This is a genomic window from Agarivorans sp. (genome assembly GCF_050295395.1).
Taxonomy (GTDB): Bacteria; Pseudomonadota; Gammaproteobacteria; order Enterobacterales; family Celerinatantimonadaceae; genus Agarivorans.
The window spans coordinates 1-5235 of the sequence record NZ_JBNKPP010000208.1 but is presented as its reverse complement, the minus strand read 5'-3'; the positions used below and the strand labels follow the sequence as shown (position 1 = coordinate 5235).

5 protein-coding genes and 1 tRNA gene are annotated in these 5235 nt (G+C 44.0%); 3 read left to right on the top strand and 3 right to left on the bottom strand.

What is annotated here, in order from left to right:
- Both malE and yejK read right to left on the bottom strand, forming a co-directional pair.
- On the bottom strand, positions 1-822 hold an 822-nt coding region (malE, locus tag ACQY6Q_RS11945; RefSeq protein ID WP_427981715.1), incomplete at its 3' end, for a maltose/maltodextrin ABC transporter substrate-binding protein MalE.
- Between the two features lie 282 nt (positions 823-1104).
- Entirely contained in the window at positions 1105-2109 is a 1005-nt protein-coding gene (gene yejK / locus ACQY6Q_RS11940) for a nucleoid-associated protein YejK (protein WP_427981713.1), read from the bottom strand.
- A gap of 75 nt (positions 2110-2184) precedes the next feature.
- On the opposite strand from yejK, the gene ACQY6Q_RS11935 reads away from it, so the two are divergent.
- The 3 genes from ACQY6Q_RS11935 (at position 2185) to ACQY6Q_RS11925 (ending at position 4399) form a co-directional block, all read left to right on the top strand.
- On the top strand, positions 2185-2403 hold the full coding sequence (locus ACQY6Q_RS11935; protein WP_427981711.1) for a DUF1414 domain-containing protein: 219 nt from the start codon (positions 2185-2187) through the stop codon (positions 2401-2403).
- 17 nt (positions 2404-2420) lie between these two features.
- Positions 2421-4235, top strand: coding sequence for a DUF3413 domain-containing protein (locus ACQY6Q_RS11930; protein WP_427981709.1), 1815 nt, complete (start codon positions 2421-2423; stop codon positions 4233-4235).
- Positions 4236-4322: 87 nt separating this feature from the next.
- A tRNA-Pro gene (locus ACQY6Q_RS11925) sits at positions 4323-4399 on the top strand.
- Positions 4400-4564: 165 nt separating this feature from the next.
- Here ACQY6Q_RS11925 and ACQY6Q_RS11920 read toward each other — a convergent pair.
- Positions 4565-5185 (bottom strand): class GN sortase, encoded by a 621-nt coding sequence (locus ACQY6Q_RS11920; RefSeq protein ID WP_427981707.1) that lies wholly within the window; start codon positions 5183-5185, stop codon positions 4565-4567.
- Positions 5186-5235: the final 50 nt, after the last annotated feature.

Genomic DNA, 5235 nt, shown 5'->3' with positions numbered 1-5235 from the left:
GTTGATAGTTGGAATGTAAGTCACACCGTAGTTAATGCCACTTTTTTCCATGTTATCCCAAGCCCAAGGACCGTTGATAACCATGGCTACTTCACCTTTGTTAAAGGCAGAATCCATTACACCATAGTCAGCGCCTTTTGGCATATGACCGTTGTCAATCAAGTCTTTAATCACTTTAGCGCCCATTTTAGCGCCAGGCGTTGCTACACCAGTATCTTTAGTGTCGTAAGCACCATTTTCGTATTTAAAGATGTAACCACCGTTAGCGGCTAGCAATGGCCATGTGAAGTAAGTATTGTTGTAATCCCATAAGATGGCGTGCTTGCCAGACTTTTGCAGCTCAGTATCAAGTGCAGGGATTTCTTCCCAAGTCTTAGGTGGGTTTGGAACCAAATCTTTGTTGTAAATAAGGCCTACCGCTTCGATAGCGATTGGGTAACCATAGATTTTGCCGTTAATGGTTACAGCATCCCAAGCGAAATCTTCAACTGCAGCTTTTTTCTCAGCACTTGGTTTAACCTCAGTTAATAGACCCGCGTCAACCCAGTCACCAAAGCGGTCGTGTGCCCATAAGAAGATATCTGGGCCAGAGCCTGTAGAAGCCGCTTGCTGGAATTTTCCTGGGGCGTCATCTGGGTGTGCAACACTTACTTTAACACCAGTATCAGCTTCAAAGCGTTTACCTACTTCAGCTAAGCCGTTATAGCCTTTGTCGCCATTTACCCAAATGGTCAACTGGCCTTCTTCAATTGCAGCAAAAGCGTTAGCCGCCATGCCTAAAGAAGCAACCGCAATAGCAGATGCAAGAATTGTCTTTTTCATTAGCCTTTCCTTAACTGTCGTTATGATTTTTAGGTCGCAAGAGTAACTTGCTGAGCCTGATTCTAGCCCAAAAGCATGAAAGCGCACATGACTCAGCTCGCACTTTTGAAATTATATTACAAACCCCAAAAGCAAGGCCGGACACGCTCTGAGAGGTGATTCAATCACCCAACAGTGGTAATAAAACAACAAAACAACCAACAAAAACCACTGAAAACCTTTCCATGTGGTAATTTTACTACACAAATGAAACTGGAAACCTTTTCAAGGTTTATTATTGGCCTATTTATTATTTTTTAACTGCTCTCTTAAGTTAGGAGGGATCCCCACAATGGTCAACGTATCAGTTGCTTCATCGTAAAAAACTCGCTCTCCGAGCAATTTTTGTTCAAAACTAACCGAAACTCCCTTTCCTTGACCAAAACATTTAGCTAGTTTTTTCAGCGCGGTACGATCCGCAGGGAACTGCTCTTCTAAGGGGTAGTTCTCAGCAGCAAATTGATAAAAATCAACATTTTCTTCCGCTTTAGGTAAGGCTTTAGCGAGTTCGCCTACGATAATCTCTTGACCCTCTTTGAGCTGTTGTTCACAGTAGCTCTTCACTTCATCTTTATAAGCACGCTTCTCTTCCTTATCTAATTGAGTTGCCTGACAATAATCATCAACGGCTTGCATTAACACGGTGTTTTGCAGTTTTACGTCTAGTCCGTCGTCACAGCCCAAAAATTCAACAAAAAAATCTGATATTTTCCGCCCGGCTCGCCCCTTCACATAAGACACATAACGCTTAGACTCAGCATTTCGCTGCATATCGGTGATATCGATTCGTGCCGCTAGCTGGATTGAACTGGTTTCCAAATAACGACTAGCGGTAAGTTCTAGGCTCTCATTGACCGCCGGCGATGTTTTATTTTCCAACAACATGATCAATAAATACTCACCAGCAACATGCTCATATTGCGCAAACAGTAACACCCCTTGCTCGACAAAATCGTATTTCTGTAACTCCTCTACTAATACTTGGCCTGCATCCACGCTGTAGCGATGAAAATCTAAGCTAGCGTCCAAAAGGCCATCTAGCTGCTGCTTGAAAGGACTATTGTTTTGTTCGTTATAAAAGCCAAACCCCTTGGCCGCACGACCACTATAGTTCAGATGGAGGCTCTCAATAAGCTCTAGAGCGGCATCGCTATGCGCCATTTCCTCTGCGCGCGCCTGAAGTTCAAGCGCGCCATCTTGGTTCAACTCTAATGAATGTAAAATAAGGTGTTTTAATGAAATGCTCATAGTCTCTAACTGTTAGTGTTTGCTGACGAGGTGAGTTATTATACGCGTCTTTAACAGCAAATTTGCAGAGAACAAATGGCAATAGTTTCAAAATATTCGAACCAGCAAGTGGAACAATTACTTAATCAAGTACTCCAAGTAATCGACAAACCCGATGTTAAGCCTGATCTCGCGCTAATGGTACTTGGTAATGCAGCAACCTGTATCATCAACCAACGGGTTGCACCAGAGCATAGAGCAAAGCTCAGTGAAGGCTTTGCTAAAGCACTAAAAAGCTCGATTAATGATAAGTAAAGGAATATTTCGCTCTAATGGTAAGTAGCTCAAAACAGTACCGCGATAAAGTTTCTCAGCTGATTAGCTGGGGTCATTGGTTTTGTTTAACTAATATTATTTTCGCCTTAATCGTCGGGCTACGTTACTTGGTTTTGGTTGCGCCACCAGAAACCTTTTTAGGACAAAGCTATCTATTAGTGAGTTGGCTGGGGCAGTTTTCATTTATCGCCTTTGTGATTTTTCTACTCACGCTATTTCCCCTAAGTTTCATCATACCGAGCAATCGTTCGATGCGCTTCATTGGCGCGCTATTCGCCACCATTGGCATTAGCCTGTTAATTTTTGATACGGAACTTTTCGCTAACTTTGGCCTGCACCTCAACCCGGCCCTATTTGAATTATTAATTGACGAAGAACAAAACAGCCAAGCCAATACGCTTAACTTTTTGTTTGCCTCGGTTCCCTTTATATTTTTGTTGGAGCTATGGCTAGCTCGTTTGTGCTGGAAATACCTGCGCCGTTTAGAGCACAAACACTTTGGCGTTCCCATTGCGGCGCTGCTATTCGTTTGTTTTTTACTGACCCACTTAGTGCACGCTTGGGCCGATGCCACTAACTATCAGGCCATTACTCGGCAGAAAAACAACTACCCCTTGTTCTATCCGCTAACCGCTCGTAGCTTTCTTCAAGCCCAAGGCATCCTCGATGTAGATGCCTATTACAAACGCAGCCAAGCGAAAGAAGAGGAACGTCAAGGCGGGCTAAAATACCCTCTATCCCCATTAAAATATGTGCAGCTTGAACAACGCTACAACTTGTTGTTAATTGTTGTTGAAGGCCTGCGTTGGGACATGCTAAACCAGCAAACCATGCCTAATAGCTGGCAGCTAGCTAAACAGTCCAGCCAATTCTTTAGTCATTTTAGTGGTAGTAATCAAGCACAAGAAGGCTTATTTAGCCTGTTTTATGGATTGCCCAGCAACTACTGGCCAAACATCAAATCAAGTCACCAAAGCCCGGTATTACTCGATGCCCTGCAGGCACATAACTACCAAATACAACTATTCTCGAGCCAAGGCCTCAATCGACCTGAGCTAGCTGGAAGCACTTTTAGTGCCTTAAAAAACTTAAATATGTCCGCTCAACCCGGTGGCGCGCAGGGCGATACTCAAGCTATTCAACAATGGTTAGACTGGCAACAAACCCAGTATGCCCAGCTACCGTGGTTTAACTTCCTCTATTTAAATGGCGTAGCGGCCTATGACAACGGAAGCGGCGAAGCGATGCCAGAAGTGACGGCGCAATCGATTAAGCAGTATTACCACAGTGCCGCAAACGTACTCGACCAGAAACTGAGTTCGGTATTCGAAAAGCTGAAACAAAACGGTCAGATGGAAAAAACCATTGTGATATTTACCTCTAATTATGCCAATGAACTGAATGATAACCACAACAACTATTGGGGTAACGGCAGCAACTTCAGCCGCTACCAAACCCAAGTGCCGTTATTTATCTCTTGGCCAGATCGAGCTCCTAGCTTGCACCACCGTGATACCAGTCACAACGATATAGCACCTACTCTTTTAGAAGATATGCTGGCGGTAACGTCAAACAGCCGTAGTTACAGCAATGGCCAGAATATTTTCAAAAAACGTAAACGCGACTGGATATTAATTGGTAACCAAGAGCAGCAAGCCGTGGTTCAGGAAAACCAAGTCACCTTGTTTAACCACTCAGGTAGCTATCAAGTATATGACCGTGATTTAAAACCTAGCTCAGCCCCTGTATCGGTACCGATGTTGGTTCAAGTTTTCAACGACTTGAAGCGTTTTTATCAAGCTCAACCGTAATTTGTCTATTCGCTGAGCACTTAAACATAAAAATCACCAAGGTGTATTGACAGCACGTCGATAGCTAAGTAAATTCACTGCTCAATTCGGAACGTAGCGCAGCCTGGTAGCGCACCGTCATGGGGTGTCGGGGGTCGGAGGTTCAAATCCTCTCGTTCCGACCATATAATAGCCCGTAGCTCAATGAGTTACGGGCTTTTTTGTATTTCACGTTTATTGGCCTCCCCAAGATTTCCCCAAGATTATTTTTAAATTTCCTCACCATTCCCCTTCAATCTCTCCCAGATTAAAAAAAAGGACTTTTTCCTCCAAGCCGCGTTAAAGTCTAATTAAACCAGCTTAGGCTTACTCACCAATAATGCCTCAACAATGTAACGCTGCTCTGCCCCGCCGCTTAACTGGTTAAAGGGGTAACAAGTAATTAGCGTGATTCGATTATCATCGCTTGGTGCCATAAACCGCGTTTCACTTTGATGAACAATTTGCGTATTCACCACTTGATAGAGTAGCTGTTGGCCATCACGCGCCTCTAGCTGCAATAAATCGCCTTTGTTTATCGCCGCCAAGTGAGCGAAGTGGGTGTCTCGATGACCGGCAATGATGGTATTGCCGACCTCACCAATTGCTGCCCCACTTAGCACTAGCCCTGGGCCAAAAGCCAATGTTCGCCCCGACGCGCCCGCTAATACATACACAGATTCCAATTGATGCTTAAAGGCGATGCTTTCTTGTTTAATCACAAAACTCAACTTGGCCACAGGATAGGTATCCGCCCAGTACCAAGGTTTGTGTACTTGTTGATCGGCTAAGGTACTTTGCCAAGCATGAGCAATTAAAAACTGCGCCAAATAAGCCTTAGCTTGTATATACAACCCATGACTTAACACTAAAACCCCGAGTAAAAACAAACTGCTAGGCAAAGGGTGCTTAGCTAAAAAACTGATATTCATAGCATTTACCTACGTGACAGGAATAAGTTCTAGGTTGAACAAAGCGCCAT

Excerpts from the sequence above, each read along its gene's own strand:
- ACQY6Q_RS11935 (WP_427981711.1), top strand. The coding sequence starts at position 2,185 with ATGGCAATAGTTTCAAAATATTCGAACCAGCAAGTGGAACAATTACTT.
- yejK (WP_427981713.1), bottom strand. The coding sequence starts at position 2,109 with ATGAGCATTTCATTAAAACACCTTATTTTACATTCATTAGAGTTGAAC.
- ACQY6Q_RS11920 (WP_427981707.1), bottom strand. The coding sequence starts at position 5,185 with ATGAATATCAGTTTTTTAGCTAAGCACCCTTTGCCTAGCAGTTTGTTT.
- ACQY6Q_RS11930 (WP_427981709.1), top strand. The coding sequence starts at position 2,421 with ATGGTAAGTAGCTCAAAACAGTACCGCGATAAAGTTTCTCAGCTGATT.